3 protein-coding genes and 1 tRNA gene are annotated in these 2518 nt (G+C 67.2%); 3 read left to right on the top strand and 1 reads right to left on the bottom strand.

The genetic code is table 11. The annotated features are described in order from the left end of the window. Window positions 1–1068, top strand: a 1068-nt coding sequence (der, locus tag AC1D1G_RS44230; protein ID WP_477956828.1) for a ribosome biogenesis GTPase Der, incomplete at its 5' end; no start/stop codon positions are given. An 86-nt stretch (window positions 1069–1154) separates the two neighbouring features. Continuing rightward, a tRNA-Pro gene (locus AC1D1G_RS44225) sits at window positions 1155–1231 on the top strand. A 65-nt stretch (window positions 1232–1296) separates the two neighbouring features. Here AC1D1G_RS44225 and AC1D1G_RS44220 read toward each other — a convergent pair. Continuing rightward, window positions 1297–2058: a L,D-transpeptidase gene (locus tag AC1D1G_RS44220; RefSeq protein WP_317570609.1), complete on the bottom strand. Its 762-nt coding sequence runs from the start codon at window positions 2056–2058 to the stop codon at window positions 1297–1299. Window positions 2059–2241: 183 nt separating this feature from the next. On the opposite strand from AC1D1G_RS44220, the gene AC1D1G_RS44215 reads away from it, so the two are divergent. Further along, on the top strand, window positions 2242–2518 hold a 277-nt coding region (locus tag AC1D1G_RS44215; protein ID WP_477956827.1), incomplete at its 3' end, for a sigma factor.

Here is a 2518-nt window from a genome sequence, read left to right as displayed (position 1 = left end):
ATCCTCCTCGTCGTGGACGCCGTGGTCGGCGCCACCGCAACGGACGAGGCCGTGGCCAAGGTGCTGCGCCGGTCCAAGACCCCGGTTCTGCTGGTTGCCAACAAGGTGGACGACGGCCGCACCGAATCCGAGGTGGCCGCACTGTGGTCGCTCGGTCTCGGACAGCCGCACTCGGTGAGCGCGACCCACGGCCGCGGCACCGGCGATCTCCTCGACGAGGTGCTCGCCGCGCTCCCGGAGACCCCGCGTGAAGGCATCCCCGGCGGCGGGCCGCGACGCGTGGCTCTGGTCGGGAAGCCGAACGTCGGAAAGTCGAGCCTGCTGAACAAGCTGTCGGGCGACGAGCGTTCGGTGGTCCACAACGTCGCGGGCACCACCGTCGATCCGGTCGACTCGATCGTGGAGCTCGGCGGCAGGCCGTGGCGTTTCGTCGACACCGCCGGTCTGCGCAAGCGGGTCAGCCACGCCAGCGGCGCCGAGTTCTACGCGTCGCTGCGGACGAAGAGCGCCATCGAGGCCGCCGAGGTCGCGATTCTGCTGATCGACGCATCCGAGCCGATCTCGGAGCAGGACCTGCGCGTGCTGAGCATGGTGGCGGACGCTGGCCGGGCCCTCGTCATCGCGTTCAACAAGTGGGATCTCGTCGACGAGGACCGGCGCCTCCAGCTCGACCGAGAGGTCGACCGGGACCTGGTGCGGGTGCCGTGGGCGCAGCGCGTCAACATCTCGGCGCAGACGGGGCGCGCGGTGCAGAAGCTCGTCCCCGCCCTGGACACCGCATTGGAGTCCTGGGACAAGCGCATTCCCACGGGCCGGCTCAACACCTGGCTCAAGGAAGTCATTGCCGCCACTCCGCCGCCGATGCGTGGTGGCCGGCTGCCTCGCGTGATGTTCGCCACGCAGGCCGGAACACGCCCGCCGACGTTCGTGCTGTTCACGACCGGGTTCCTCGAGGCGGGCTACCGCCGGTTCCTGGAGCGGCGTCTGCGCGAGGAGTTCAATTTCGACGGCAGCCCCGTCCGCATCTCGGTGCGGGTGCGGGAAAAGCGTGAGCGGCGAAACCGCTGATCCGACAGAATGCGCTCTGACCAGGCGATTAGCGTTACGGACTGCCCCTGATGTAATCTCATCGAGCACCTGAACGAGGGTGTGGACGGGCTKTGGCGCAGCTTGGTAGCGCACTTGACTGGGGGTCAAGTGGTCGCAGGTTCAAATCCTGTCAGCCCGACCAGATGATCAGAAAAGGCGGTTTCCCGGAAACGGGAAGCCGCCTTTTCTGTGTCTCCGGCTCGCTACTCAATCGGTGACGATGACCGGGTCGCCGATCTTCGCGTTGTCGTAGAACCACCGGGCGTTCTCGGTGCTGAGATTGATGCAGCCGTGGCTGACGTTCTCGAAGCCCTGAGAGTTCACCGACCACGGTGCGGCGTGCACGAAGATCCCACCCCACGTGATGCGGGTGGCGTACTCGACGTAGAGGCGGTAGCCCTCCTCGTCATCGATCGGGACGCCGTACGTCGACGAATCCATGACCATGTCGCGGAACTGTTCGATGACGGGGAACGTCCCGAGCGGTGTCTCGTATCCGGGTTTGCCCATGGACGCCGGCATGGTCTGCACGACCTGATCGTTGATGCTGACCGTGAACTGGTGGGTCGTCGTGTTCGCGACGGCGACGAGTGCGTCACCCACCTGGAACTGCGACCTCGCGCCCGCGGCCTCGACGGTCACCCGGGTCTGGGCCGGCCAGAAGTGCGCCGGCGTCCACTGCACGGTGCGGTCGTCGATCCAGGAGAACTGCCCGGGCACCGCTGTCGACGGAGTGATCCGGACACCACGCTCGGCGAGCACGCGATCGGGCACCGGCGACGTGAACCGGACGACGACAGGATGCGCGATGCCGACGACCTGTCCGCTCGCGGGGGAGAGTGTCGGCGCGACGACCTTCCCGGTGACTGCCGGGGCGTGCGCTGACGCGGTGGCGCTCACCCCGCACACGGCCAGTGCCGCGAGTACCGAGACGAGAAACAGACGTCCGACCTGCTGCGCTTTCCACATGCCGTCCAGCCCTTCAGAGACTGTGAGCGTCATTTCAGTTAACCACGGCCCTATCGGACAGCGGAACCAGGGAAACTGGATGCATTGCGCGCATCAGAGGGACACGGACGACGCGCCGTCGTCACATCGGCCGCGTTTCGCCGGTCACACAGTTGACGGACCGAGACCGAGGGGATGTGACCGATGAACGAGAACGACGTGCTGGCGCAGCAGTTCGAGGCCCATCGCACGCGCCTGCGTGCAGTGGCCTACCGGATGCTCGGCTCGATCGGCGAAGCCGAGGACGCCGTGCAGGAATCCTGGCTGCGACTGAGCCGCACCGACGCCGACACCGTCGAGAACCTGGGCGGCTGGCTGACGACGGTGGTGGCGCGGGTGTGCCTGAACATGCTGCAGTCACGCAGGACACGGCGGGAAGATCCCCTGGACGCGGCGGTGCCCGACCCGATCGTGACCCGGG

This window comes from Rhodococcus sp. P3_B8 (assembly GCF_056402775.1).
This window is presented reverse-complemented; position numbering and strand designations above follow the sequence as displayed.